General features: G+C 66.0%; 24 protein-coding genes and 1 riboswitch. Of the genes, 17 read left to right on the top strand and 7 right to left on the bottom strand.

Annotated elements, in window-relative coordinates:
* Complete coding sequence (locus QM797_RS16120; protein ID WP_502942351.1) at positions 1 to 3945, bottom strand: Pls/PosA family non-ribosomal peptide synthetase; 3945 nt, start codon at positions 3943 to 3945, stop codon at positions 1 to 3.
* Positions 3946 to 4153: 208 nt separating this feature from the next.
* A riboswitch (SAM riboswitch) is annotated at positions 4154 to 4269 on the top strand.
* Positions 4270 to 4323: 54 nt separating this feature from the next.
* On the opposite strand from QM797_RS16120, the gene QM797_RS16115 reads away from it, so the two are divergent.
* Positions 4324 to 5655 carry an aminotransferase class V-fold PLP-dependent enzyme gene (locus QM797_RS16115; RefSeq protein ID WP_283276657.1) on the top strand — a complete coding sequence of 444 codons (1332 nt, stop codon included), beginning with the start codon at positions 4324 to 4326 and terminating at the stop codon, positions 5653 to 5655.
* A 155-nt stretch (positions 5656 to 5810) separates the two neighbouring features.
* Positions 5811 to 6314: a hypothetical protein gene (locus QM797_RS16110; protein ID WP_283276656.1), complete on the top strand. Its 504-nt coding sequence runs from the start codon at positions 5811 to 5813 to the stop codon at positions 6312 to 6314.
* A 19-nt stretch (positions 6315 to 6333) separates the two neighbouring features.
* Here the strand turns inward: QM797_RS16110 and QM797_RS16105 are convergent, their stop codons facing one another.
* From QM797_RS16105 to QM797_RS16095, 3 genes are read right to left on the bottom strand one after another with little or no spacing between them, the layout of a single operon-like run.
* Positions 6334 to 6807, bottom strand: coding sequence for a YbaK/EbsC family protein (locus tag QM797_RS16105; protein WP_283276655.1), 474 nt, complete (start codon positions 6805 to 6807; stop codon positions 6334 to 6336).
* Positions 6808 to 6860: 53 nt separating this feature from the next.
* The gene (gene alc / locus QM797_RS16100) at positions 6861 to 7835 is read right to left on the bottom strand and encodes an allantoicase (RefSeq protein WP_283276654.1); all 975 of its coding nucleotides are present in this window, start codon (positions 7833 to 7835) and stop codon (positions 6861 to 6863) included.
* Positions 7836 to 7839: 4 nt separating this feature from the next.
* Entirely contained in the window at positions 7840 to 8844 is a 1005-nt protein-coding gene (locus QM797_RS16095; protein ID WP_283276653.1) for an ABC transporter permease, read from the bottom strand.
* Positions 8845 to 8916: 72 nt separating this feature from the next.
* Between QM797_RS16095 and QM797_RS16090 the strand changes: the two genes are divergently transcribed.
* Both QM797_RS16090 and QM797_RS16085 read left to right on the top strand, forming a co-directional pair.
* Complete coding sequence (locus QM797_RS16090; RefSeq protein ID WP_283276652.1) at positions 8917 to 9561, top strand: TetR/AcrR family transcriptional regulator; 645 nt, start codon at positions 8917 to 8919, stop codon at positions 9559 to 9561.
* A gap of 28 nt (positions 9562 to 9589) precedes the next feature.
* The gene (locus tag QM797_RS16085) at positions 9590 to 9814 is read left to right on the top strand and encodes a DUF6480 family protein (RefSeq protein WP_283276651.1); all 225 of its coding nucleotides are present in this window, start codon (positions 9590 to 9592) and stop codon (positions 9812 to 9814) included.
* A gap of 17 nt (positions 9815 to 9831) precedes the next feature.
* Here the strand turns inward: QM797_RS16085 and QM797_RS16080 are convergent, their stop codons facing one another.
* Entirely contained in the window at positions 9832 to 10329 is a 498-nt protein-coding gene (locus QM797_RS16080) for a 2-oxo-4-hydroxy-4-carboxy-5-ureidoimidazoline decarboxylase (RefSeq protein ID WP_283276650.1), read from the bottom strand.
* A 119-nt stretch (positions 10330 to 10448) separates the two neighbouring features.
* Here QM797_RS16080 and QM797_RS16075 point away from each other — a divergent pair, with 119 nt between their 5' ends.
* The 3 genes from QM797_RS16075 (at position 10449) to QM797_RS16065 (ending at position 12941) form a co-directional block, all read left to right on the top strand.
* The gene (locus QM797_RS16075) at positions 10449 to 11276 is read left to right on the top strand and encodes a crotonase/enoyl-CoA hydratase family protein (RefSeq protein ID WP_283276649.1); all 828 of its coding nucleotides are present in this window, start codon (positions 10449 to 10451) and stop codon (positions 11274 to 11276) included.
* Between the two features lies 1 nt (position 11277).
* A complete protein-coding gene (locus QM797_RS16070) occupies positions 11278 to 11739 on the top strand; it encodes a MarR family winged helix-turn-helix transcriptional regulator (RefSeq protein WP_283276648.1) in 462 nt (153 codons plus the stop codon).
* Between the two features lie 185 nt (positions 11740 to 11924).
* A complete protein-coding gene (locus tag QM797_RS16065; protein WP_283276647.1) occupies positions 11925 to 12941 on the top strand; it encodes a GGDEF domain-containing protein in 1017 nt (338 codons plus the stop codon).
* Positions 12942 to 12980: 39 nt separating this feature from the next.
* On the opposite strand, the gene QM797_RS16060 is transcribed toward QM797_RS16065, so the two are convergent.
* Together QM797_RS16060 and QM797_RS16055 are read right to left on the bottom strand one after the other, a co-directional pair.
* On the bottom strand, positions 12981 to 13439 hold the full coding sequence (locus tag QM797_RS16060) for a PAS domain S-box protein (RefSeq protein WP_283276646.1): 459 nt from the start codon (positions 13437 to 13439) through the stop codon (positions 12981 to 12983).
* A gap of 63 nt (positions 13440 to 13502) precedes the next feature.
* On the bottom strand, positions 13503 to 13994 hold the full coding sequence (locus QM797_RS16055) for an inorganic diphosphatase (protein ID WP_032380124.1): 492 nt from the start codon (positions 13992 to 13994) through the stop codon (positions 13503 to 13505).
* Positions 13995 to 14137: 143 nt separating this feature from the next.
* Here QM797_RS16055 and dacB point away from each other — a divergent pair, with 143 nt between their 5' ends.
* From dacB to QM797_RS16005, 10 genes are all read left to right on the top strand, one after another.
* Positions 14138 to 15541, top strand: a complete 1404-nt coding sequence (dacB, locus tag QM797_RS16050) for a D-alanyl-D-alanine carboxypeptidase/D-alanyl-D-alanine endopeptidase (RefSeq protein WP_283276644.1) — start codon at positions 14138 to 14140, stop codon at positions 15539 to 15541.
* Positions 15526 to 16623: a zinc-dependent metalloprotease gene (locus tag QM797_RS16045; RefSeq protein ID WP_502942348.1), complete on the top strand. Its 1098-nt coding sequence runs from the start codon at positions 15526 to 15528 to the stop codon at positions 16621 to 16623. The genes dacB and QM797_RS16045 overlap by 16 nt, the downstream gene beginning before the upstream one ends.
* Positions 16623 to 17585, top strand: coding sequence for a tRNA lysidine(34) synthetase TilS (gene tilS / locus QM797_RS16040; RefSeq protein WP_283276639.1), 963 nt, complete (start codon positions 16623 to 16625; stop codon positions 17583 to 17585). The genes QM797_RS16045 and tilS overlap by 1 nt, the downstream gene beginning before the upstream one ends.
* An 11-nt stretch (positions 17586 to 17596) precedes the next feature.
* Entirely contained in the window at positions 17597 to 18148 is a 552-nt protein-coding gene (gene hpt, locus QM797_RS16035; protein WP_032395535.1) for a hypoxanthine phosphoribosyltransferase, read from the top strand.
* Positions 18149 to 18452: 304 nt separating this feature from the next.
* Entirely contained in the window at positions 18453 to 21299 is a 2847-nt protein-coding gene (ftsH, locus tag QM797_RS16030; RefSeq protein WP_283276638.1) for an ATP-dependent zinc metalloprotease FtsH, read from the top strand.
* 149 nt (positions 21300 to 21448) lie between these two features.
* On the top strand, positions 21449 to 22117 hold the full coding sequence (gene folE, locus QM797_RS16025) for a GTP cyclohydrolase I FolE (protein ID WP_283276637.1): 669 nt from the start codon (positions 21449 to 21451) through the stop codon (positions 22115 to 22117).
* Between the two features lie 19 nt (positions 22118 to 22136).
* Positions 22137 to 22985 carry a dihydropteroate synthase gene (gene folP / locus QM797_RS16020; protein WP_283276636.1) on the top strand — a complete coding sequence of 283 codons (849 nt, stop codon included), beginning with the start codon at positions 22137 to 22139 and terminating at the stop codon, positions 22983 to 22985.
* A complete protein-coding gene (folB, locus tag QM797_RS16015) occupies positions 22982 to 23386 on the top strand; it encodes a dihydroneopterin aldolase (protein WP_283276635.1) in 405 nt (134 codons plus the stop codon). The genes folP and folB overlap by 4 nt, the downstream gene beginning before the upstream one ends.
* On the top strand, positions 23383 to 23892 hold the full coding sequence (folK, locus tag QM797_RS16010; protein ID WP_283276634.1) for a 2-amino-4-hydroxy-6-hydroxymethyldihydropteridine diphosphokinase: 510 nt from the start codon (positions 23383 to 23385) through the stop codon (positions 23890 to 23892). The genes folB and folK overlap by 4 nt, the downstream gene beginning before the upstream one ends.
* Complete coding sequence (locus QM797_RS16005; protein ID WP_283276633.1) at positions 23889 to 24359, top strand: DUF3180 domain-containing protein; 471 nt, start codon at positions 23889 to 23891, stop codon at positions 24357 to 24359. The genes folK and QM797_RS16005 overlap by 4 nt, the downstream gene beginning before the upstream one ends.
* Positions 24360 to 24413 lie beyond the last annotated feature (54 nt).

Genomic DNA, 24413 nt, shown 5'->3' with positions numbered 1-24413 from the left:
TCACCCCTCGTTTCGATCGTCGCGAATCCGCGGAAAGGGATCACCCTTGGCCCACGGCGCGATCGGATTGCCTTGCCAACGAGTATGCGCGGGAACCGTATCGCCGCGCATCACCAGGGAGGCAGGACCCACCGTCGCGCCGTCGCCGATACCGGAGGCCGGGAGCGCTACACAGTGCGGCCCCAGAGTCGCGCCTGCGCCGAGATCGACAGTGTCCATGGACATGATCCGATCATGGAACAGGTGCGTCTGCACAACGCACCCTCGATTGACCGTCGCACCGTCGGCCAACGTCACCAGATCGGCCTCCGGCAGCCAGTACGTCTCGCACCAGACACCTCGCCCGATGTCGGCCCCGAGCCACCGCAGCCACATGTTCAGGACGGCGGTACCCTCGGCTGCGCGCGCGAACCATGGCGCCGCGACGGTCTCGACGAACGTGTCGGCCACCTCGTTGCGCCACACGAACGAGCTCCACAGCGGGTGGTCCGTCTTGCCGATCCTGCCCACCCACAACCACTTCGCCAACGCGGAGACGGCCGCAGCCACGAAACCGGCGACGAGTAGTACGAGTCCACTGAGCAGCGCGGCCATCCAGTACCCGATGGAGTTGGCGATGGCGGTGAGCCCGAACAACACTCCGAGCCCGATGCCGAATGTCACGACGACAGGAATCAATCGGCATGTCTCGACGAGTGCGCGCGCGATCTTGAGCTTCGTGGGCGGATCGAACGTGCGCGAAGAATCCGCACTACCGGCGGCGCGACGCAGTCGCACCGGCGGACTGCCGAGCCAGGACGAGCCCGACTTCGCCTTGTCCGGAGTCGCCGACAGCACCGCGACCAAGCCGTTCTTCGGGACGGTTCGCCCGGGCCCGGTCATGCCGGAGTTGCCGAGGAACGCCCGCTTGCCCACTTTGGCGTCGCCCAGATGCATCCAGCCGCCGCCGAGTTCGTAGCTGGCAACCATCGTGTCGTCGGCCAGGAAAGCGCCGTCGGCGACGGTGGTGAACTTCGGGATCATCAGCACCGTCGACGCTTCGACGTCCTTGCCGATCTTCGCGCCGAGGAGCCGGAGCCAGTGCGGCGTCAGCAACGATGCGTAGAGCGGGAACAGGAACGTGCGTGCGGAGTCCATGAGTCGCTCGGTGGCCCAGACCTGCCAGCCGATACGGCTGCGCACGGGGTGGTATCCGCCGACGAGTCCGATGCTGAGCAACCGCACTGCGACAACGGTGATCAGTGCGAACACCGACAGCGACACCATCGTTGCGACGGGCAACATCACCAGTCCACGTTCGAAGGCGTCGAGCACGGACTCGGCGGTGTGAATCCACCAGCCCATCAGCACCAGACTGACCCCGATGGAGAACAGCGCCATGCCCGACAGGAGCAGGGACGCGACGCCGTACGCGAACACCCATTTCGTGGCGCGCGGCGGTGTCTCTGCGGGCCACGGATGATCGGCCTTGCCGACCTTCTGCGCCGGCGACCCGGACCACATCTGCCCGGCCTTCACTCGTCCGACGACGGCAGAGCCTGCGGTGACGACCGCGTTCTTACCGACCTTGGTTCCGGGCAGAAGTGTCGAGCGGGCACCGACGGTGGCACCGGCACCGATCTCGATGCCGCCGATATAGACGATATCGCCGTCGATCCAGTGACCCGAGAGATCGACCTCGGGTTCGATGGAACAGCCGTCGCCCAGCTCGAGCATGCCGGTGACCGGTGGCATCGTGTGCAGGTCGACGCCCTTGCCGATCTTCGAGCCGAGAGCACGCGCGTAGTAGACCATCCACGGCGCACCCGAGAGATTCGAAGCACCACTGGCGTCGGTCAATCTCGTTGCCGCCCAGAGCCTTATGTGCATGCTGCCGCCGCGTCGATACGCGCCGGGTTTCAACCCGGCCAACAGGATGCGAGATCCGATCACCGAAATCGCCATCCGGCCGACCGGCGTGATGAACAAGACGAATGCGAGCAGAATCCACCACCACGACAGCGTCGGAGCCCACGACACGTCACCGAACCACGACATGACGTTGAACAGCAACCCCAGCCAGGTGACCCACTGCAACCCGGTCAACGTGGTCAACGGAACCGTCGCCAGAATCTGCGCCCACTGGGCGGTGCGCGAGGTGGGGGCGACCTCACGTGGAATTGCCTCGACCACCGGCTTCAGGTCGTCGAGATACTGTGCGAGCGAACCCAATCGGGGATGGTCGTACAACTGGGCGACGGTGACCTCGGGGAACCGCTCGCGCAAAGCTGTCACCAGCTGCGCGGCCGAGAGCGAACCGCCGCCGTTGGCGAAGAAATCGGCGTTCTCGTCGGATACCTGGGCACCGAGGATGTTGGTCCACAGCTGCGCCACCCACCCCGCTGTGCCGCCGAGCGCAGACGCTCCCGCCGCGCCGGGCAGGGGCCACGGCAGCGCATTGCGATCGACCTTGCCCGAGGTTCGCGTGGGCATCTCGTCCACCAGCGCGAGCCGAGGCACCAGCGCCGCCGGCAGCTGCTCTGCCAACAACACGCGAGCGGCTTCGAGATCGAAATCAGGGTTGGTGCTGGCGAGATACCCGACGAGTACCGAGTTTCCCGCGGCCGTCTTGCGGATGGCGGCCGCCGCACCGCCCACACCCGGAAGTGCTTGCAGCGCATTGTCTATCTCGCCGAGTTCGATGCGTCGACCACCGAGCTTGACCTGATCGTCGGCGCGGCCCTGAAAGAGCAGGCCTTCGAGCTCGAGCTTGACCAGATCGCCGCTGCGATACGCCCGCTCCCACCCGAGGGAGGGCATGGGCGCGTACTTCTCGGCGTCCTTGGCCGGATCGAGATACCGCGCCAGTCCGACGCCACCGATGACGAGTTCACCGATTTCGCCGACCTGTACCGGAGCGCCCGACGCGTCGACCACCGCCAGGTCCCACCCGTCCAACGGCAATCCGATGCGGACGGGACCCTTCCCGTCCATGATGGCCGCGCACGCGACGACCGTTGCCTCGGTGGGGCCGTAGGTGTTCCAGACCTCACGGCCCTCGACGGCAAGCCGCTCGGCGAGTTCCGGCGGGCACGCTTCGCCGCCGAAGATGAGCAGCCGCACCGCCTCGAGTGCGACCGCGGGCCACAGCGACGCCAGCGTGGGCACCGTGGAGACCACGCTGATGTCCCGGGAGACGAGCCACGGACCGAGATCGAAGCCGGACCGCACCAGCGACCGCGGCGCGGGCACCAGACACGCACCGTGCCGCCACGCCAGCCACATCTCTTCGCACGAGGCGTCGAACGCCACCGACAGGCCGGCGAGCACTCGGTCGCCCGGGCCCAGTGGATCCTTCTGCAGAAACATGCGCGCCTCGGCGTCGACGAACGCCGCCGCATTGCGATGACTGACCGCAACGCCCTTGGGTGTGCCGGTGGAACCCGAGGTGAAGATGACCCACGCGTCGTCTTCCGGGGTGGGCGGTCCGTCATTGTGTTCGGAAAGGTCGTGCCGAGGAGTGTCCTGCTTGGGAGCTGTACCGGCCGCGATACCGCCTGCGGTGATGATGGCCGTGACCTTCGCCTCGCCGAAAACCAGCTCGGCGCGCTCTTCGGGGTCGTCCGCGTCGACCGGAACGTAGGCGGCACCGACGTTCAAGATGGACAGGATGGCGACGTAGAGCGAGAACGAACCCGACGGCATCCGGATGCCGACGCGATCGCCGCGCCGGACGCCTGCATCGGTGAGCCACTTCGCGCCCTCGGCGATGTCGTCCAACAATTCGGAGTAGCTGACCGACACGGCACCGTCGTCGATGGCAGGGGCGTCGGGAAAGCGATGGGCGGTCTCGCAGAGAACGTCGATGAGCGTCCGGGCGGGAGGAGCGAGGGACGAGCGTAGAAACACCGCCGGTGCAGGCGCGATGTCCGCGCTCGAACCCGGCAGATCGTTCTCTTGATGCACAGACAACCGGGCGTCCTTATCGATTCGTTGGTGACTCTGTGGTGCTGGAACTCTGTGGTGCCGGCGAGCAGCAGCGCCGTTGGTTATCTCACGTTCTGTTTGCCAGCAGGTGAACGAGCGCGCCTTCCCACCGCGGGAATCCTACTGCTGCCTACGCGTGAGTCCCGGCTTGACAAAACCGCAGCGAGTTTGCGATCGTCTTCCCCACGGTCACGAGTACCAGCATCAAGCCCCGGCTCGCTGGTCGGCAACCCTCCTCCGCGGTGGGGTGCTCCGGGTGACGACCAGGCTGTTGCCGGAAAACCGGCGCGGCAAGCGCGGACTCGTTCACGAATCTCTTCGGTTGCGGGTCCCTCGAACGTGAGGGCTTGATCTGTCATGACATCCGTACTTTCCCGCCCCTGTGCTCCTTTTGCCCCTGTTTCGGGCACGGATCTGCAGGTACCCCTGGTGCAGGGCGGCACGTGCACTTACGCAAACTTCGACTACGCGGCCAGCGCGCCGGCACTGGCGGCGGTCACCGACCGGATCGCGGAACTGCTGCCGTTCTACTCGAGCGTGCATCGCGGCGCCGGCTATGCGTCTCGGGTCTCGACGGCTGCCTACGAGAAGGCTCGGGTGACCGTCGCCGAATTTGTTGGTGCGCAGTCTGATTCGGTGGTGGTGTTCACGCGGAACACCACCGACTCGCTCAACCTGCTGGCCGCGTGTGTGCCGGGCGACACCGTGGTACTCGATATCGAGCACCACGCGAACCTGCTTCCGTGGCGCGATCGCCGCGTGGTGGTGGCCGCGTCGACACTGGCCGAGACGATCGACCGCCTCGACGCCAAGCTGGCCGCGAAACCTGCTGCGCTGCTGGCGATCACAGGTGCATCGAACGTCACCGGTGAGGTCCTCCCCATTGCGGAACTCGCCGCTCTGGCGCACCGGCACGGCACCCGGATCGCAGTGGACGGTGCACAGTTGGTTCCGCATCGCCGCATCGACATTGCTGCACTCGGCGTGGACTACCTCGCCTTCTCGGGGCACAAGCTGTACGCGCCGTTCGGTGCGGGAGTGCTTGTGGGCAAACGTGATTGGCTCGACGCCGGTGAGCCGCACCTGGCCGGCGGCGGCGCGGTACGCAGTGTGAGCATCGACCACACGGAATGGGCCCCGGCGCCTCAGCGGCACGAGGCCGGCACCCCCAACGTGCTCGGAGTTGCCGCCCTGGCTGCAGCCTGTGAGGCCATCGCGGGATTCGACGACGCCGAGCTGCAGGCACACGAACACGAATTGTCGTCCCGACTGCGGGGCAGTCTGGCCGCTCTGGACGGCGTCGAACTGCTGCAGGTGTGGGCCGACGCGCCCGACACCGTCGGCATCGTCACCTTCACGGTGGCCGGACGCGACCCGGGTGAGGTGGCTGCGTACCTCTCCGCCGAGCACGGAATCGGCGTCCGAGACGGAAAGTTCTGCGCGCATCCGCTGTTGAGCCGGCTCGGCCATGCAGACGGCGCGGTTCGAGCCAGCATCGGCCTCGGCAGTTCCTCGGCCGATGTCGACCGACTCGTCGACGCCCTTGCCGCCCTGGTCGAGTCCGGGCCGAACTGGCACTACGAGGAGGACGCCGGCTGGTGGAACCCCGTGCCGGACCCTCGACCCTTCCCGGGCCTGGTAGACGGGGCCGCCGGGGTTGGATCCCCGTGCATCCCCTCGGACGGTTAGCATGGCGTCATGACCGTGAGTGTCGTGTGGCTGGGCAACCGCCACTGGTGCAACAGATACGTGGATCTGTGCCGCACTGCGTCCGGTTCGTGTTCGATTTCGGCTCCGCTCCGACCGAATGCGTTTCCCGACTTCTAGAATCAGGACCACAACTCATGTCGCACAACCACACTCGCGTCGCCGTCGAATTCGATGCGATCTGGTCCGAACTGACCGTGGCTCCGGACGCGGACATTGTCCGAATCCAGGCCTCCGACCTGCGGGAAGCGCAGCAGCAACGCGCGCGGTTACGCGCCGAAGCCGTCGAGCGCGGCGAGTCAGCCGACAGCACAGCGGTGTTTCTCGACCTCGAGGTACATATCGCGGCCGATGCTCGGACGGCTCGTCGCGAGTTCGCCGGGCTGGACGCGCCGATCAGCCCGGCGTCCATCCGCTACGTCGGCACACCGTCGGGATTGGCCAGTTTGATCTCCGACGTCACCGCGGCCGACGTCGCCGACGGGGTGACGTTGCAGGTCCACGACGATGCGGATCGGCAGTCGACACTCCTGAGCTCCGGGGTGCTACCGCTGCTGGGATCGCGCGGCACTCGGTTCGACGTCGATGCTGTCGACGAGGTCCTCGGAGCGTCGCGCATCGCTCCTACACTCGCATCCTGAGGGGTCTCGTCGGCATGGGTCAGGTGACGTCGATCGCCAGACCTGCGGTGATGCGCACCAACTCGGTGAACGTGGACCGAAATATCGTGTTGACGTGACCCGCCGCCGCCCACACCTCGGCATACCCGGCCAGATCCTGGTCGACGGAGGTATCCAGGTTCGTGGGGTGGCCGACCGGTGCGATACCGCCGATCGGTTGCCCGGTCGCGTGTTTGGCCGTGTCGAGATCGGCCCGCGTCAACCTGCCACCGAGGCGTTCACCCGTGTGCTCGAGATGAACATTGTGTGCTCCGGACACGAGTAACAGCACCGGCTCGTCGTCGAGCAGAAACACCATCGACTTCACGATCGCACCCACCTCGACGCCCAGTGCTGCAGCGGCATCGGCGGCAGTGTGTGTGCCCTCCGGACTGTTCACCACCACCCCGTGATGACCACGAGAAATCAGAGTGTCGGCCACATGGGCTGCATTCGGATGAAGTAGCCGGGACATGAACCAACCCTATTGCCCCGCGACCGTTTACGCAGAGAGCTTGCCCAACTGGGTCATTCCGCAGGCTCCACTCCCGCCAGATCACCGAACAGTCTCAATCGCGCCATGCCTCCGTCGGGGAAGATGTCCATCCGAACCTCCGAGACCGGAGTCTCGTGGTCGAGGACGAAGCGATGCCGGGTGTCGGGTTGCAACGACGTTCGCGGCAACAGCTCGATCCACTCGCCGTCGCCGAGCCGTCCGCGCAACGATGCGGCACCCGGCGCGTTGCCGAGGAAGCACGTGGTGTCGAGCTCGGCGAGGCGGACGAGTCCGGTGCCCGCCAGCTGCACCTGAACCCAGTCGTTCGAGTCGTTGCGTCGGCGCGAGGTTTCCCAGCCCTCGCCCATCGATCGCGGAGGACCGGGGAACAGCAGATTGTTGGGGGAGCTGTAGAACATGTTGGAGCACGCCGAGACGTAGGCACCGTTCTCGAGTGCGGCCAGGTCGACCGGCCCGGCCGCGAGGAACTTGGGGTCGGGCTTGCCGCGGCCGAGGACTCGCAACCGAGCCACTCCGCCGTCGGGATAGATCGACAGCTTCACGTGCGTCCACCGGGCGTCGGAGGCGACCTGAAATCTGTTCTCGCTGTCACCGTCGACCGGACTTCGAGCGACGATGGTGGTCCACTCGGTCTGCGTGCGTAGCTCGTCGGGGGAGGGAAACCCCTCCACCTCGGCGGCCTCGATCGAGATTTCCGGCGGGTAGTTGCCGGTGAACCACGAGGTGTCGACCACGATCGCCGATACGACGCCGGGTGCCCCGAGACGCACGATGGCCTCGTCGTATCCGGCCTCGCGTCGCCGACGCGTCTCCCAACCGTCGTAGATCTGACCCTTGTGCCCGAACGTCGCCGTCGAATAATCGGCTTTGCCCGGACTGACGAGATTCTCCTTCTCCGCGAACGTCTCGTCGTTCGCCCACACGACTGCGCCTCCGAGAGTCCGGACGGCGAGATCGGGCAGTGGCAGGGGGAAGTTGGCGGTCATGGAATCACACTTTACTGGTTTCGCGTCGGCTCACCGGGTTGTGTACGGACCGGCGACGCACTGCGGCCGCGCCCATCAGCAGTGCGCCGATCGCGATGTAGAGCGTCAGGCCGAGTGCGGGTTGCCCCAGCCCGGTGCCGGAGAAGTACACGATGCTGCGAACGCCCTCGGTGCCGATGCCCGGGGTGATCCACCGACCGATCGAAGCATAGAGCGACGGTAGGACGTCTGCCCCGAAAGCACCTCCTGCGCTGGGGTTTCCGAGGATCACGAACAGTACGATCGCGGCGGGAACCGCAGCTACGCCGATCAGTGCGCGCAGACCCATGGTGACCAGTCCGGTGGCGAAGACCACGCCGGTGCCCAGCAGGGTGAGCGGAAACCAGTGGCCGGCAAAGGTTTCCAGAACGTGGGTGGTGAGAAAGGCCCCGAGCGCTCCGGAGGCGAGGGAGTACACCGCGAGAATGCCGACGTGCAGGTAGGTTTCGCGGCGCGAGGACGGTGCCCCGATCAGCAATCCGAATGCCGCGGCCAGCAGGTAGCCGCCGACGACCCAGCCGACCGAGAGGTAGAAACCGGACAACCCTCGGTTGTCGTGCACCCCGACCGGGATCTCGTCGCGGACCACGAATTGACGGCCCTGCGCGGCGTCGACCTCGGTGAAGATCGATTGCAACGCGGTGGCCTCGGAACTGCCTGCCGCGCTTGCGGTGATGAGCGTGTCCGTTCCGTTCGCGCCGACGACATAGGCCCCGATGATGTCGCGGTCACGGAGGAGCGAGCGGACCTCGGCGGTGTCGACTGCAGTGCGTGCGTCGAGCGGCGCACCGTCGATGGCGTCCAGGCGATCGGCGGTCTGCTGAGCGAGTCCTTCCGGGAGGCCGGTTTCGGTCACCACCGCGATCGGGATCGCGTGTGGCGTCGGCTGATGGAACGCCGAGACGTAGCTGAGGATGAAGCCGAGCTGTAGCACCAGGACTGCGGCGGCGAGCAATGACATCTTGCGCATGGGTGAACTCCTGAACCGTGTCGATCCCCGTGAGTCTTGTCGATACCCGAGGTATTCAATACTCTAGGTATCGTGAATGCCGAGGAGCAAGAAAAGTGGGGGTCGCCACAGTCGCAGCGGCGACCGCAGCGTGCCGACGTACGCGACCGATTGCTCGCCGCCGCTGCCGACGAGTTCACCGAACGTGGTTATGCTGCAGCGAAACTCACTGACATCGCGGACCGCGCCGGCTTCACCAAGGGGGCCGTGTACTCGAACTTCGAGTCCAAGCAAGCCCTGTTCGCCGAGTTGCTCGCCAAACGCTCACTCGACCTCGCGGCCCGCGTGCTGGCCCACATCTCCGATCTGGACTCCGGTGCAGCAGCAGGAGCGGGCGGCAACGAGATCGCCTCGTGGGTGGTCGCCGAACCCCGCTGGCCGCTGCTGACCGTCGAGTTCGGCATCCTGGCCGGACGCGACTCGGCCGTCGCCGAGCGCTACCGCACCGACCGTCGAGCACTGCGGCGTGAGCTCGAACGTCTCATCGCCGAACGCGCCGACCAGTGGGGCGTCGGCGAGAAGTTCGATGCCCGACGCGTCGCGACGTCACTGACGGCCTTGATCTCCGGATTGGCCGTCGAACATTCGGTGGATCCGGAGGACATCGACGAGGGAACCATCGCCGACGCGGTGTCCGAACTGTTCGCCGGAGCGATAGCTAGGGCACATCTCGATTGAGGGTGACCGCACCGGGTAACCACGCAAGATGAACGCTCAGAATCCCGATCCGGACGTCACTACAGGCCTCGAAGCAGGAGGCGGCGTCACGCCGGGAGACACTCCGCCCGCTGAATCTGGAATCGGCGGCCCCAACCACGAGCCGCCGCAGCGCAGCCGAGTGATGCCGATCGTCATCATCTGCGTGGTGGCACTGTTGGCCATTTTGATCGCCGGTGGATTGATCGGCCGCGTCGTCGGCCTCTTCGGCTGAACTGCGCGTCACGTTGCTCAGTACGGAGGCCAACCACCCTCGGGGCCGAGAAGACGGTTCAATCGAATGTGGTTGATCTCCGCGAGTTCGTTGCGCATGACCTTGCGTTCGGTCCGGTCGTCGTTGTCGAGTCGGTGTCCCAGATCCACCAGGATCTCGCGCGGCTCGAAACCCTCGGGTCCGAACATCACGCTCGCCACGTAAGGAAATCCGAAACGCTCCTCGTAAGCGCGAGCAGCGGTCCCCAGCGCTGCCCGCGTGTTCGGATCCATGGCCGCGCACACTTTCCCGGGCTCCGGCAGCGTCGAGGCCAACGAATCGATGTCGCGGTCCGACAACTCGGCCAGTTCGGCATCGGCTGTGGAGAACAGGTCGGCGCGGGAGCGATAGCTGCGGCCGTCGGCCATCCGTGACGCCCACGCCACCGAGCAGCAGCACTCGTACAGTGCGTGCACCGCTTTGCGACGCGGCAAGTCGTTGAATGTTTCCAGTCCCAGCCCCTGGTGCATCAGCATGTGTCGATAGTGAGCCTGCTGCGCCGCACACACCAGAGCTGAGCAGGGACTTAGCGCAGACGTTACGCGCCGTAACATGCGGTGCGGCAATCTGCGGCGATCCCGCTAGGCTCGAACGCATGACGGAACGTACCTGGAAAGCCTTCTCTGTCGAGATTGCCGACCACATCGCGCAAGTGACACTTCTCGGGCCCGGCAAGGGCAACGCAATGGGCCCCGACTTCTGGAGCGAGAGCACCGAGCTGTTCACCCAGCTCGACTCCGATCCCGAGGTTCGGGCAGTGGTACTCGCCGGCTCCGGCAGGAACTTCACCTACGGACTGGATCTGGCCGCGATGGCAGGCACGTTCGGTCCTCTCATGGAAGACAAGGCGTTGGCCGGTCCTCGGACGTCCTTCCACGACACCATCAAGACGATGCAGAAGGCGATCAACGCCGTCGCGGACTGCCGTAAGCCAGTCGTCGCAGCGGTCCAGGGCTGGTGCATCGGTGGTGGCGTCGACCTCATCACCGCCGCCGACGTGCGATACGCCAGCGCCGACGCGAAGTTCAGCGTGCGCGAGGTGCGGGTCGCGATCGTCGCTGACATGGGTTCTCTTGCCCGACTCCCCGCGATCATCGGAGATGGCCACCTGCGTGAGCTCGCACTGACCGGCAAGGATATCGACGCCGCCCGCGCCGAAAAGATCGGCCTGGTCAACGACGTGTTCGAGGACCACGAGGCCACCCTCGCCGCCGCCCGTGAGTGCGCGGCGGCCATCGCCGCGAACCCGCCGCTGGTGGTGCAGGGCATCAAGACCGTATTGGACCACTCCCGGTCCTCCAGCGTCGAAGACTCGCTGCGGTACGTCGCGGCCTGGAATGCCGCGTTCCTCGCCTCGCACGATCTCACCGAGGCGATCACCTCCGTGTTCGAGAAGCGGCCGGCTCAGTTCACCGGTAGCTGACGTGGTCGAGTTCGCCGAGGAGTTGGGCACGCAGCTGGTTCGATTGCAGCGCCTACGCGAGCGCAACATCGCTCAGATCTCGTCGGGCGGTGTCGACGGTGCCGCCTACGTGTGCTTGTTCCGTCTGCTGCGTGACGGGCCGATGCGGTCCAGCGAGCTTGCCGCCATGGTGAATTCGGATCCGTCGACGGTGAGCAGGCAGGTGGCTCAGCTCGTCGAACGGGGTCACGTCGAACGGTTGCCCGACGAACGGGACGGTCGGGCCTTCGTCCTTGCGGTGACGCAGTCGGGCCGGGATGTGGCCGCGGCGATCCAGCAACACCGAACCGAGGCACTCGGGCGAGTCATCGAGAAATGGAAGAAGGAAGATCGGTCTGCGCTGGTCGGGCTGTTGGATCGATTCTTGACCGATTACGAAACCGTCAGGCCGGACCTACCCGATCAGCGCACGGGTAACGTTTGAGCCCGAGACACCTGAAACACGTTTCGATGTCGAGTCGTTCCGTACTCGTGATCCCAGCGACGTTCGGGACGCAGGCGATGCTTTACCCGGACGCTCGAACTGCCTGAACGGACGGAGGGAATGTGGTGCCAACCGATCACGACAGACCTCCCCAGTCCTCCGACCGGGGACCACGATCGGGTTCGGTGCGGCTCGAACGCCGAGTTGCGAGAGGAATCGCAGTTCTCGCTCCAGCGTTCGGCCTGATCGGTGTGATCATCATGCTGTCCGACGACGGGCCGGTCGGTGCGATGGCCGTCGCGATGTGCACGATCGTGCTGCTCTCGACAATCCCGGTGGGAGCGTGGTGGTGGCTGCGCTCGGTCGACGCGTCGCACATGCCCGGGTGGTTCGTCATCTACGCCGACGTGGGCGTCGCGGTCATGCTGCTCACCTTCGCCGACCGAAGCTTGGCCTTGTACGGCGCAGCCATGTTCTCGGTGATCGGCACCTATATCGCCTACTTCTCGCGGCGCAACGTGCTCAAATTCCACACGGCATTCGTCAACGCCGTGATTCTTCTGCTCGCCGTGCTGGCCGTCGTCGAGCGGCCGGACGATCCGGCGTCGATCATCGCGCGGACGCTGGTGACGGTGTTGGTGGTCAATTCGGTGCTGGCGTTCAGAGCCGTCATTCAGCGACAGCTCGACCTAGCCAATACCGACTCTCTGACGGGTCTGCTCAACAGGCGAGGTCTGGAACTGCGGCTCGATCGAATGATGGCTCGCTTGACCGAGAAGCAGTCGGTGGCGCTGATGGTGGTCGATCTCGATCAGTTCAAGCGGGTCAACGACACCTACGGTCACGCCGCGGGCGATCGGGTGCTTCGCTTGACGGCCCGGCGCCTCACCACTGCGACAGGTGAACGGCCCTGCGTGGCGCGCACCGGGGGCGAGGAGTTCACGATCGCGGTACCGGTCTGCGGGGACTCGGCCGACCACCTCGCGGACGACATCCGCGAGGCCGTGCACGATCCGAGTGACGACGTGCCGGTCACGGTCAGCATCGGTGTCGCGGTACTCGACGCCGCTCGGTGGCGAGCGGCGGTGTCTTCGTACGGTGCAGCCGAGCTGGTACGCAACGTGCTGCTCGACGCCGACACGGCAATGTACGAGTCGAAGCACGCCGGTGGAAACAGAACGACGGTGTACGCCGGCGATTGATTTCGCCGGCACACACCGTCACGCGTTCGGGGAGAACGATCAGCGCAAGGCGCTCTTGGGGTCGTTCCACAACTGGTCCGTGAAATCCTCGAGCGCGACGAGAACGATGGTGTCCTCGGTGCGGCGCAGGATCGACTTGCTGGCGCGCACCTGAACGACGTCACCGGTCTTGTCGGTCATCCGCCACAGCGAATCCGCGCGGGTGGCCACCGTCGTCAAGAACATGTCGGCGACGTTGACCCCCTCCGGTGCCCGGTCGGGAAAGATGTCGTGCAGGTGGAAGTCCACGCGTTCGGTGCGGTCGAGACCGAACAGATCGTCGAAGGCCTCGTTTGCGAACACGATCGCGCCGCTGGGATCGACAGCGAGGATCGCCACCGGAATCCGGTCGAGAACTACCGTCACCGGCAGATCGGGGAACTGCGTCGGATCCGAGATGGGCCGCGAGTCGAGATTGCGCCGATCACCGGCGTCGCCGTTGGAACTGCTGTCGGTCATAGGTCTCCCCAAACTCTGTTTCGTCGGCGCGCGGCCGAGACGAAGTGTGTAGTGCCGAAACGATCAGTGACCCGGATTGTCCGTCAAGCGTTTGAATGATGCAGCGATTTCGGCCTCGGCCTCTGCGCGCCCCACCCAGTCTGCCCCGGTGACGTGCTTGTTGGGTTCGAGATCCTTGTAATGGACGAAGAAATGCTTGATCGCGTCGAGTTCGAACGTCGATACGTCGCTCAGATCCTGAATGTGATCCCAGCGAGTGTCGCCTGCCGGCACGCACAACACCTTGTCGTCGCCGCCGGCCTCGTCGACCATCTTGAACATCGCGACAGGCCGCGCCTCGACGATGACACCCGGATAGACCGACTCGGGTAGCAGCACCAGTGCGTCCAGCGGATCGCCGTCCTCGCCGAGCGTGTTCTCGATGAAACCGTAATCGGCTGGATACGCCATCGCGGTGTAGAGGTAGCGGTCGAGGCGGACACGTCCGGTGACGTGGTCGACCTCGTACTTGTTGCGCTGCCCCTTGGGGATCTCGATGGTGACGTCGAACGGCACGTGCAGTCCTCACTGTCTTCGTCGAGCCGGAGGGGCCCGAGCGGTTGCTAATGCGAAAGATGGTGGCGGCGCAAGGCTACCGGACCCGAGGATACTGTTGACTGGACGATCATGGGTACGACCACGGCAATGACGGAGGAACGGTGGCAGGGCTGACACGGCGGTTCCTCGGTCCCACAGCGGGCCGGCGGCGCAGGAAGAAGCGGTTGATCCTGACGCTGTGCGCTGTGTTCGTGGTGATCCTCGCCGTGACGACCGCTGCGCTCGTGCTCCCGTCGGTGTCCGACGGTGCCGAGACCGCGATCGCGCCGCCGCCCGACACCGTGTTGCCGAACCCGAAGATCACTGCGTTTCCCGAGTCCGCTCCGTCACCCAGCTCGGCGGGACTGGCCGGTGCACTGGCCGGGGTGGTGGACGATTCCGATCTCGGCACCTTCACCGGAACCGTCGCCGACGCACGGACCGGCCAGGTTCTGTGGTCCCGGAACCCCGATGCGCCGATGACTCCGGCCTCGACGACCAAGGTGCTCACCGCGGCCGCGGCGATGCTCGCGCTCCCCGCCGATCACCGCGTCACCACACGCGTCGTCCAGGGCAACGGCGAAGGAAACATCGTGCTGATCGCGGGCGGAGACCCCACGCTCACCGCACTGCCGGTTGGCACCGTCGGGTTCTATCCCGGTGCGGCCCGCATCGACGATCTGGTGGAGCAGATCCGGCGCAGCGGAACGACGGTAAGCAGCATCAGCGTCGACACCTCGATCTACTCCGGCGACACCATGGCGCAGGGCTGGTTTCCAGCCGACATCGCCGCTGGTTCGATAACCCCGATCGAACCGATCATGCTCGACGGCGGAAGGTCCGATCCGCTCGTCGACGAGTCACCCCGCAGCACCACCCCGGCGCTGGACGCGGGCCGCGCACTGGCGGCCGGACTGGGCGTCGATCCGGCCGCGGTGACGACGGGTACGGCCGCCGAGGGTGCCGACCAGCTCGCGTCGGTGCAGTCCGCCCCGCTGCGAAACCGCTTGCAGCAGATGATCTATCGCTCCGACAACGTCCTCGCCGAGGCGGTCGGACGCGAACTGTCGATCGAAACGAACACGGCGGCAAGCTTTTCCGGTGCGGTGGCGTCCATCGGCCAGACCCTGTATTCGGCAGGCTTCGACATGTCCGGATTGGCCCTGCAGGATGCCAGTGGGCTGTCGGTGGACGGCAAGATTCCGGCCCGACTGCTCGATCAGGTGCTGACCTCGGCCGCCGGAACGCAGCAGCCGACGTTGCGCCCGATGCTCGACTACCTGCCCGTCGCCGGTGCCACCGGAACGCTGTCGGATCGATATGCCTCGGGGGATCGAACCGGAGCGGGTTGGGTGCGGGCCAAGACCGGAACCCTTTCCAATGCAAGCGCTCTCGCGGGATACGTCGTCGATGTCGACGGCCGTGTGCTGACCTTCGCGCTGATGTCGAACGACCGGCCACCCGAGGTCAGTCGCCCCGCCCTCGATGCTGTGGCATCGACCTTGAGATTGTGTGGTTGCCAGTGAAGTCAGCAGCAGCGGCGAATGCCGACGATAACGAGAGCACGTCCGGGTTCGCCGGTGCGGTCGATTGGTCGGTAGCCGCCAAGGCCGGGGCCAAGCTGGCCCGTCCGGGTCCGGCCACCTCGCGCTACACCGCCGAGGCGGCCGTGGAAGAGCTTGCCGCCGCGTCGATTCGAGCCGAGGGACCGGTTCGCGAGACCACCGGTCTGGCCGACGGACTTCCGGTGCCCGACGCCCAGGTGGTCGATCGAGCAGGCTGGATCGCTGCGGCCGCGTCGTCCATGAAGCACCTCACCGGGGACGACGACGACACGCCACCGTCGGGGCTGCTCGGCGGAAAACCCGCAGGCCTGCAGGCCGGCGCGATGCTGGCGTTTCTCTCCAGTGCCATTCTCGGACAGTACGATCCGTTCACCGGGGAGAACGGAACGCTGCTGCTGGTCGCACCGAACGTGATTGCCGTCGAACGTGCGCTGCGCGTCTCGCCCAGCGACTTTCGCCTGTGGGTGTGCCTGCACGAAGTGACTCACCGAGTGCAGTTCTCCTCCGCGCCGTGGCTCGGCGGCTACATGCGCGAGAACGTGGGGGTGCTCTCCGACGGCATCGACGAGCCGCTCTCGGACGTCGCCAATCGCTTGACCGGTGCGCTGAAGGCCCGCAAGAATCCGAGCGGAACGACAAAATCGGAGGATGCGGGCATCGTCGGTCTGCTGCGCGCCACCCAACCCCAGCCGCAGCGCGACGCCATCGACCGGCTCCTGGTGCTCGGCACTCTGCTCGAAGGCCACGCCGACCACGTGATGGACGCCGTCGGGCCGGCCGTCGTGCCGACCGTGACGCAGATTCGCGGTGCATTCGACCAGCGGCGGCGACGCAAGGTCAACCCGCTCCAACGCGTTATCCGGGCGTTGCTGGGCATGGACGCGAAGATGGCGCAGTACGTCCGCGGCAAGGCATTCGTCGATCACGTGGTCGCCGCGGTGGGGATGGAACGCTTCAACACCGTGTGGACGGGCCCCGACACGCTGCCGCTGCTGTCGGAGATCGAGAACCCGGACGCGTGGATCGCACGAGTTCTGGGCTGATGCCCACGCTCTTACCCGAGGGGCCCGCGCTGCTGGAGATCCGGCATGCGGTGCGCGCCTGGCTGGCGGTCTATCCCGGGCCGGTCGCCGTGGCGCTGTCCGGCGGAGCGGATTCGCTGGCCTTGACCGCAGCAACTGTTGCCGAGGCCCCGAACGTGCGTGCGCTGGTCGTCGACCACGGTCTTCAGGAGGGTTCCGCCGAGGTCGCGGCGACGGCAGCGGCGCGGGCGCTGGAGTTGGGTGTGGTCGATGCTCGTGTGCTGCCGGTGCGCGTCACCGGTTCGGGCGGGACGGAAGCTGCGGCCCGCAGAGCCAGGTACGACGCGTTGAATCTTGCGCGCGGCGACGCGTCGGTGCTGGTGGCGCACACCCTCGACGACCAGGCCGAGACGGTGCTGCTCGGGTTGGGCCGCGGATCGGGGCCGCGGTCGATTGCGGGAATGACGGCGTTCGCCGCACCGTGGGGCCGTCCGCTGCTCGGCGTCAGGCGGGCGATCACCCGGGCTGCCTGCGTCGAGCTCGGGCTGGAGCCGTTCGAGGATCCGCACAACACCGATACCGATTTCACTCGGGTGCGGCTGCGCCACGAGGTGCTGCCGTTGCTCGAGGACGTGCTGGGCGGTGGCGTCGCCGCTGCGCTGGCTCGGACGGCCGAGCAGTTGCGTGAGGACGGCGTCGTGCTCGACGCGCTCGCCGAATCGGTTGTGGACACCGACGGGCCGGACATCGAGGTCTCGGCGATCGAGTCGCTCGCCCCCGCCGTGCGCCGCCGCGTACTGCGCCGGTGGTTGCTCGGACGGGGAGTGACGTCGTCGACCGATAGACAACTGCGGGCCGTCGATGCCCTCGTCGGACGGTGGACTGGCCAGGGCGGGGTTGCGCTGCCAGGAGGAACGCCCGACGCCAGGTTGGTGTGCTCGCGTCGACGTGGCAGGCTGAGCGTCGGCCTGGAGAACGAATGAAGGGAAACCCCGTGTACGAGGGCGACATCGAATCGGTTCTCATTTCCGAGGAACAGATCAAAGCGCGCACTGCGGAACTCGCAGAAGAAATCGCCCAGCGGTATCCCGAAGGCTCCCCGGAAGGCGACCTGCTCCTGGTCGGCGTCCTCAAGGGCGCGATCATGTTCATGACCGACTTCGCCCGGGCCCTACCCATCCCGGCGCAGCTCGAGTTCATGGCGGTCAGCTCCTACGGCTCGTCGACGTCGTCCTCCGGCGTCGTACGCATTTTGAAGGACCTCGACCGCGACATCACCGGACGCCACGTGCTGATCGTCGAGGACATCATCGACTCCGGTCTGACGCTGAGCTGGCTCAAGCGAAACCTCGCGACCCGTTCGCCTGCCTCGCTGTCGGTGGTGACGCTGCTGCGCAAGCCCGACGCCATCAAGGTCGACGTCGAGGTCGCGAACGTGGGCTTCGACATCCCCAACGAGTTCGTCGTGGGATACGGGCTCGACTACAACGAGCGCTACCGAGACCTGCCGTACATCGGTCTGCTGGACCCGAAGGTCTACAGCTGAGCCGAGTTGTTCGATTCGCCCGATCCGCGTGAATGGATCCGCGTGAATGGACCACTGCCGCGCCGAGACGTATGCAATGGTCCATCGATGCGGATAGGGTGCCGAAGAGGTTGGGGAACTGCCGGGGGAGTGCGGTCGTTGGAGGGGAAGAAGCGTCGACGCAAACAGGTGCGTGGACGCACAGCGCCAGGTATGAGCGAGTCAGATGTCCGAGTCTCGCGCTAGCCTGGAGTATCCGGCGGGCAGGGAGCAGCCAGCGCGCAGGAGCGGACTGAAAGGACACGGCCGACTCGGCTGAAGCTGTATGAATCGGAAGACAGTAATACGAAATCTTGCCATCGTTTTCGGCATTCTGTTGGTGATCTATGCCTTCAGTTACTTCGGTAACGACACGCGGAACTGGACGTCGGTCGACACCTCGGTGGCGATCGCCCAGCTCGACGACCGCAATGTCGAGTCCGCGCAGATCGACGACCGTGAGCAGCAGATCCGGCTGACCCTCAAAGAGGCGTCCGATGCCACGGACAATCAGAAGCAGATCATTGCGAAGTACCCGGACTCGGCGTCCGAGCAGATCTTCGACAAGGTCGACTCGCAGGGCCTGAACAGCTACAACACCACCGTCACCCAGGAGAGCTGGTTCAGCTCCTTCCTGCTGCTGATCCTTCCGATGGTGCTGATCCTCGGCGTGATCATCTTCGTGATGAGCCGCATGCAGGGCGGCGGGCGCGGCGGAGTCATGGGCTTCGGCAAGTCCAAGGCCAAGCAGTTGACGAAAGACATGCCCAAGACCACGTTCGCCGACGTGGCAGGCGCGGACGAGGCTGTCGAAGAGCTGTACGAGATCAAAGATTTCCTGCAGAACCCGGCGCGCTACCAGGCGCTCGGTGCCAAGATCCCGCGCGGTGTGCTGCTCTACGGCCCTCCCGGAACCGGCAAGACGCTGCTTGCGCGCGCCGTCGCAGGCGAAGCGGGCGTCCCGTTCTTCACCATCTCGGGCTCGGACTTCGTCGAGATGTTCGTCGGTGTCGGTGCATCCCGCGTTCGCGACCTCTTCGAGCAGGCCAAGCAGAACAGCCCCTGCATCATCTTCATCGACGAGATCGACGCCGTCGGTCGCCAGCGCGGCGCAGGCATGGGCGGCGGACACGACGAGCGCGAGCAGACGCTCAACCAGCTCCTCGTGGAGATGGACGGCTTCGGTGAGCGCACCGGCGTGATCCTCATCGCCGCGACCAACCGCCCCGACATCCTCGACCCCGCGCTATTGCGTCCCGGCCGCTTCGACCGCCAGATCCCGGTCGGTGCCCCCGACCTGGCCGGCCGTCGAGCAATCCTGAAGGTGCACTCGGCAGGTAAGCCCGTTGCTCAGGACGCCGACCTCGAGGGCCTCGCCAAGCGAACCGTCGGAATGTCGGGTGCAGACCTGGCGAACGTCATCAACGAAGCAGCGCTGCTCACCGCTCGTGAGAACGGCACCGTCATCACCGAGGCCAATCTCGAGGAGTCGGTGGACCGCGTGGTCGGGGGACCGCGCCGCAAGAGCCGCATCATCAGCGAGCACGAGCGCAAGATCACCGCGTACCACGAGGGTGGACACACACTCGCCGCGTGGGCGATGCCCGATATCGAGCCCGTCTACAAGGTCACCATCCTCGCTCGCGGCCGCACCGGTGGCCACGCGATGACGGTGCCCGAGGACGACAAGGGCTTGATGACACGGTCGGAGATGATCGCCCGTCTCGTCATGGCCATGGGTGGCCGCGCCGCGGAGGAGCTCGTCTTCCACGAGCCGACCACCGGCGCATCCTCGGACATCGATCAGGCCACCAAGATCGCTCGCGCGATGGTCACCGAGTACGGCATGAGCAGCAAGCTCGGAGCCGTCCGGTACGGGCAGGAACAGGGCGACCCGTTCCTCGGCCGTTCGATGGGACAGCAGTCCGATTTCTCGCACGAGGTCGCCCGCGAGATCGACGAGGAGGTGCGCAAGCTCATCGAGGCGGCGCACACCGAGGCGTGGGCCATTCTGAACGAGTATCGCGACCTGCTCGACACCCTTGCCACGGAGCTGCTCGAACGCGAAACGCTCACCCGCAAGGACCTCGAGAAGATCTTCCACAGCGTCACCAAGCGCCCGCGCATCACCTTGTTCAACGACTTCGGTGACCGCAAGCCCTCGGACAAGCCGCCGGTGAAGACTCCGCGCGAACTTGCCGCCGAGCGCGGCGAGCCGTGGCCTCCGGTGCCGCCGGCTCCGAAACAGCTTCCGCCGCAACAAGTTCCGCAGCCCAGCTACTCCGGTTCGCCGCAGCTGAGCAAGGGCAGCTACCCGAACGGAAGCAACGGATACAACGGCAGCCCGGTCAACGGCAACCCGGTCAACGGCGCTCCCACGAACGGGATTCCGACCAACGATGCCCCGACCAACGGTGCCCCGAACAACGGCGGCCCGAACAACGGCGGCCCGGCCCATGGCGGCGGCTACAACGGCGGTGGCCCCAACGGCAACTACGGTGGTGCTCCCAACGGCGGTGCTCCCAATGACGGCGGTTACTCCGAGGGCTATCGCAGATCGGAACCCCGTCCGGCTCCCAACTCGGGTTCACGGCCCGACTACGGCGCTCCGGCAGGGTGGTCTGCTCCGGGCTGGCCGCCGCGCGATCAGCAGTCGGTCCCGCGCTACCAAGGCCCGACTACTCCGCCGGCCCAGAACCAGCCGACTCGTGAGCAGCCGGAATCGGATCGACCGGAACCGAATCGGTACGAGCCGCCTCAGGGCCAGCCCACCTACCGACAGCACCCGACGTACCAGCAGCCGCAGTCGTACCAACCGCCGACCGGCCAGCAACAGGCGTACCAACCGCCGCAGTATCAGCCGGATTCGTTCCGACCGGACACACGGGATCAAGGTCGGACGTCTCGACATGCGCCCCCGTACGGCGAGAACCCGGACGGTTCCGCCCACGAGGAGCCGTCGGCGCCGTCCTGGCAGGTTCCCGGTCCGTCGCAGAACTACCCGCTTCCCGGCGATGATCGTTCCGGCGACACGCCGTCCGAGGATTCGCGGCGCGACGAGCGAGCCGAGGACGATGGCGACGAAGGTCCGCAGACGCACCGCTGGGAAGGGCCGGGGGGTTCGTACCGCTAGGCCAGTCATTAGGCTTGCTGGGTCGATCGTGACGGTCGGCCCAGCACGTCGTTCGAACTGTGCTGAGCACACCCGCAATGGTTCTGTTCGGACCACTGCAGATGAACCCAGCCGTCTCATTCGTGGAGCCCAAACGGAGGTACGTTCACGTGTCAGTCAATCGGACCGACGAGTCGACCAGCGACTCGGCAGAAGTCCCACCAGTCGAGCAGCGAGCAGTCGAGCAGACGGTCGCCTACGCCACCGGGGCGGTCTTCGACCAGCCCCGCGCCGAGGCCGCCGTACGTGAGTTGCTGATCGCCGTCGGCGAGGATCCCGATCGCCCCGGCCTGCTCGACACCCCGGCCCGCGTCGCGCGTTCCTACCGTGAAATCTTCGCTGGGCTCTACACCGACCCGGACACGGCGTTGAACACGACGTTCGACGAGGGACATCAGGAACTGGTACTCGTCCGCGACATCCCGATGTTCTCCACGTGCGAGCACCACCTGGTCTCGTTCCATGGCGTTGCACACGTCGGATACATCCCCGGCAAGAGCGGCAAGGTCACCGGCCTGTCGAAACTGGCGCGCGTGGTGGACATGTACGCCAAGCGCCCTCAGGTGCAGGAACGTCTGACCAGTCAGATCGCCGACGCGTTGATGCGCAAGCTCGACCCGCGCGGAGCGATCGTCGTCATCGAGGCCGAGCACCTGTGCATGGCGATGCGCGGAATTCGCAAGCCGGGGGCCAGCACCACCACCTCGGCCGTGCGCGGTCTGCTGCAGTCCAGCGCGGCATCGCGTTCGGAAGCACTGGACCTGATTCTGCGGAAATGACGCGACCGGTCGATACCCGATGAGTCTCGTGAGGGGTATCCCGTCGGCCCCCGTCGTCATGGGCGTTCTCAACGTCACTGCCGATTCCTTTTCCGACGGCGGTCGGTACCTCGACCTCGACGCCGCCGTCGAGCACGGGTTGGCGATGCATCGCCGCGGAGTCGACGTCGTGGACGTCGGTGGTGAATCGACGCGTCCAGGGGCCGACCGGATCGATCCGGTTCTCGAGGCCGAGCGTGTGGTGCCGGTGATCGCCGCGCTGGCCGCCGAAGGTGTGGTGACCAGCGTCGATACGATGCGCGCCTCGGTCGCCGAGGCTGCCATCGCGGCAGGCGTGTCGATAGTGAACGACGTATCGGGCGGCCGAGCCGATTCGGCCATGGCCGGAGTGGTCGCGGACGGTGGGTTGCCGTGGATCCTGATGCACTGGCGGGCCGCCGGGTCCGAGTATCGACACTCCGGTCCGGCCGACCGGTACGACGACGTGGTTGCCGACGTACGCAGTGAACTACTGGAACAGGTCGATCGTGCGGTGGCCGCGGGGGTCGACGAATCGGCGCTCGTGCTCGACCCCGGCCTCGGCTTCGCCAAGAACGCCCAGCACAATTGGCAACTGCTTCGCGGCCTACCCGAGCTGGTGGCGGCCGGTTTTCCGGTACTCGTCGGTGCCTCTCGCAAGCGCTTCCTGGGGTCACTCCTGGCGGACGAACACGGTTCGCCTCGACCCCCGGACGGACGCGAGATCGCTACGGCTGTCGTATCGGCACTCGCAGTCGCCGGCGGCGCGTGGGGCGTGCGGGTGCACGACGTCCAGGCGTCACTCGACGCGGTGGCCGTCGTCAAGGCATGGCAGGGTGATCGGGCATGAGCGAGACCAGCGGCCGCGACGGACTCGGAACGCGTCGCAGCGACCGCATCGAACTACGGGGTCTGACGGTGCGCGGCAATCACGGGGTCTTCGACTTCGAAAAGCGCGACGGTCAGGACTTCGTCGTCGACATCACCGTGTGGATGAATCTGCGTCCCGCAGCCGAGACCGATGATCTGACCCGGACGCTGCACTACGGCGAACTGGCCGAACGCGCCGCGGCCGTGATCTCGGGCCCTTCCAGGGACCTGATCGAGACGGTCTCGGCCGAGATCGCCGAGGTCGTGCTGGCATACGATTCCCGCGTCGACGCGGTGGAAGTAGTGCTGCACAAGCCGTCTGCCCCCATCCCACTGACATTCGAGGACGTGGCCGTGGTGGCGTACCGGGAGCGAACGTGACGCGTGCGGTTCTGTCGATCGGCAGTAACATCGGCGACTCGCTCGGCCACTTACGTTCTGTGACAACGGGATTGGGATCGCGACTGGTAGCGTCTTCGGCCGTCTACCGATCTGCTCCCTGGGGTGGCGTCGAGCAGCAGGATTTTCTCAATGCGGCCCTGGTGGCCGAGGACGACGCGTACGGCCCCTGGGACTGGTTGCGCCTGGGGCAGCAGCTCGAGGAAGCGGCGGATCGCGTTCGAGTGCAGCGATGGGGGCCACGCAGCCTCGATGTCGACGTGATCGTGTGCGACGACGTGATCAGCGAGGACCCTCGACTGCTGCTTCCGCATCCCCGTGCGCACGAGCGGGCATTCGTATTGCTGCCGTGGCTGGACGTCGAACCCGACGCCACTTTGCGCGTCGGTGACGAGGATGTGCCGGTGACCGAGTTGCTCGCGCGATTGAGTGCGGATGAGCGTGGCGGAGTCGTACGTCTCGACGGCATCGGTGATCGCCTGTGGTGACCAATCCCACCAAGGTCGGGGATGTCTTGGGTCTTTTCCTGGTTGCCTCGGTCGGAACCTGGCTGCTGGTCCGGGTTTTCTATGGCTCGTTGCCGCCTGTTCCGGTGTACGCAGGGGCGTCGTTGTATCTGGTGGCGGTGGTGGAAGTGGTGACCGCGGTCATCGTCCGCAATCGCATCGCGGAGCACCGCGTGGGCACCGGTCTGCACGATTTGAATCCGTTGACGGTGTACAGGGCACTGGTGCTGGCGAAGGCATCGATGCTGGTGGGGACAGCTGTCGTCGGGGTGAGTGTCGGATTTCTGGTGTATGTGATGCCGCGTGCCACGACAGTGCGGGCCGCGTCGTCCGATCGGGTCGGGGCGATCGTGGCGCTGGTTGCGGGAGTGGCCGTCGTCGCTGCCGCATTGTGGCTCGAGCAGTGTTGCCGAACCCCGAAAGATCGGGACGACGAGCGTTCGCGGTAACGCACGAAACATTTGATTGTTACCTCGGTTGTGTAAGCGATCGGCCGAGGATGA

The organism is Rhodococcus sp. IEGM 1381 (assembly GCF_030056795.1).
In the GTDB taxonomy this organism is placed as follows: Bacteria; Actinomycetota; Actinomycetes; order Mycobacteriales; family Mycobacteriaceae; genus Rhodococcoides.
The sequence above is the reverse complement of the archived record's forward strand: the minus strand, read 5'-3'. Positions and strand labels throughout refer to the sequence as shown.

Coding starts and splice junctions, on each gene's coding strand:
- QM797_RS16075 (WP_283276649.1), top strand. CDS start 10,449: ATGACGGAACGTACCTGGAAAGCCTTCTCTGTCGAGATTGCCGACCAC.
- QM797_RS16115 (WP_283276657.1), top strand. CDS start 4,324: ATGACATCCGTACTTTCCCGCCCCTGTGCTCCTTTTGCCCCTGTTTCG.
- tilS (WP_283276639.1), top strand. CDS start 16,623: ATGCCCACGCTCTTACCCGAGGGGCCCGCGCTGCTGGAGATCCGGCAT.
- alc (WP_283276654.1), bottom strand. CDS start 7,835: ATGACCGCCAACTTCCCCCTGCCACTGCCCGATCTCGCCGTCCGGACT.
- QM797_RS16110 (WP_283276656.1), top strand. CDS start 5,811: ATGTCGCACAACCACACTCGCGTCGCCGTCGAATTCGATGCGATCTGG.
- QM797_RS16060 (WP_283276646.1), bottom strand. CDS start 13,439: ATGACCGACAGCAGTTCCAACGGCGACGCCGGTGATCGGCGCAATCTC.
- QM797_RS16095 (WP_283276653.1), bottom strand. CDS start 8,844: ATGCGCAAGATGTCATTGCTCGCCGCCGCAGTCCTGGTGCTACAGCTC.
- folB (WP_283276635.1), top strand. CDS start 22,982: ATGAGCGAGACCAGCGGCCGCGACGGACTCGGAACGCGTCGCAGCGAC.
- folP (WP_283276636.1), top strand. CDS start 22,137: ATGAGTCTCGTGAGGGGTATCCCGTCGGCCCCCGTCGTCATGGGCGTT.
- QM797_RS16080 (WP_283276650.1), bottom strand. CDS start 10,329: ATGCTGATGCACCAGGGGCTGGGACTGGAAACATTCAACGACTTGCCG.
- QM797_RS16105 (WP_283276655.1), bottom strand. CDS start 6,807: ATGTCCCGGCTACTTCATCCGAATGCAGCCCATGTGGCCGACACTCTG.
- ftsH (WP_283276638.1), top strand. CDS start 18,453: ATGAATCGGAAGACAGTAATACGAAATCTTGCCATCGTTTTCGGCATT.
- QM797_RS16085 (WP_283276651.1), top strand. CDS start 9,590: ATGAACGCTCAGAATCCCGATCCGGACGTCACTACAGGCCTCGAAGCA.